At 71.9% G+C, this 1,364-nt stretch carries 1 protein-coding gene and 1 pseudogene; both read left to right on the top strand.

Annotated features, from left to right (window positions below; all coding sequences use genetic code 11):
• Positions 1–493, top strand: a pseudogene (locus ACLEQD_RS43465) (hypothetical protein); the annotation flags it as partial.
• Between the two features lie 3 nt (positions 494–496).
• On the top strand, positions 497–1,364 hold an 868-nt coding region (locus tag ACLEQD_RS43460), incomplete at its 3' end, for a DUF4388 domain-containing protein (protein ID WP_410391801.1).

Here is a 1,364-nt window from a genome sequence, read left to right as displayed (position 1 = left end):
GACTGCGGCGCTCGCGGCCCTGGTCGCCGCCCTCGGTGAGGCCTCCTGGCGCATGAAGGCCTCGCGCGGCTGCGAGCGGTGCGGCCGGGCGGTCTGCCAGCGCTGCGACAAGGACCTGGGCGTCGCCAGCGCGATGTGCGGCCAGTGCGTCAACGTCTACGCGCGCAAGAGCCAGGTCCCCAAGGAGCTGCGCTCGCGCAAGCAGGGCGAGGTGGAACGCCACCAGGCCTGGACGAAGCGCGTGACGTATGCGCTGGGCGGGCTGGTGTCCGGCGCGGGCCACGTGGGCGCGGGCCTGCCGGTGCGCGGCGCCCTCTACGCCTTCGTGTTCAGCTTCGCGCTGGCCGCGCTGGTGCTCCACCGCGGCCTCGTCCGCACCCCGTACGGGGACGCGCCGGTGTACCTCAAGCTCGTGCCCGCGGGCACGGTCCTCTTCTTCGTCTACCTGCTGACCCTGCGCGGCCTGCGCCGGCTCCAGCGGGGGGAGGCCTGAGCCATGGCCCTCAAGGGCACCCTCAAGGATTTCGGCATCGGCGACATCCTGCAGCTCATCGGGCAGCAGCAGAAGACGGGCACGCTCCACCTGCGCAACAAGGACCAGGAGGTGCGCGTCGGCTTCCAGGACGGCCACATCATCAAGGCCGAAAGCCTCACCCGGAAGCGCAAGGAGCTCATCGGCGCCATGCTGGTGCGCGCGGAGATCATCACGGAGACGCAGCTGGAGGCCGCGCTGGAGGTCCAGAAGCGCACCCTCAAGCGGCTGGGCGACGTGCTGGTGGCAAGCCACGCCCTCACCGCCGAGCGCTTCCAGCACATGGCCCAGCTCCAGGTGACGGAGACGCTCTACCGCCTCTTCACCTGGAAGGCGGGCACCTACGAGTTCATCCAGGAGCCCGTGGAGCCCGGCCCCGACGGCATCACCCCGCTGCGCGCGGAGACGGTGCTGATGGAGGGCTTCCGGATGGTGGATGAGTGGCCCGTCATCCGCAAGCGCATCCACCGCGACGACATGACCTTCGAGCGCGTCAAGGCGCTCCCGCCGCCCCGCGGCGCCGACGAGGGCGGGGAGCTGGGCGTCATCGGCCCGTCGGAGCGCCACGTCTACGAGGAGATCGCCGTGGGGCGCGACCTGCGCCGCATGGTGGACCTCTGCGGCCTGGGCGAGTTCGAGACCTGCAAGGCGCTCTACAACCTGGTCAAGGGCGACTACGTGCGCTCCATCGACCCGGAGGGCCGCGCGCCCGTGCCGGAGGACACCCGCCTTTTCGCCCGCGTGGCGGGCCCCGTGGGCCGCGTCGCGGTGACCATGGCGGTCATCGCGGGGCTGGCCTTCATCGCCACCCGCTGGGTCGGGGCGGGCGGCG

The organism is Corallococcus sp. 4LFB (genome assembly GCF_046520365.1).
Taxonomy (GTDB): domain Bacteria; phylum Myxococcota; class Myxococcia; order Myxococcales; family Myxococcaceae; genus Corallococcus; species Corallococcus caeni.
Note: the sequence above shows the minus strand (reverse complement) of the source record. Positions and strands in the feature narration are given on the sequence as shown.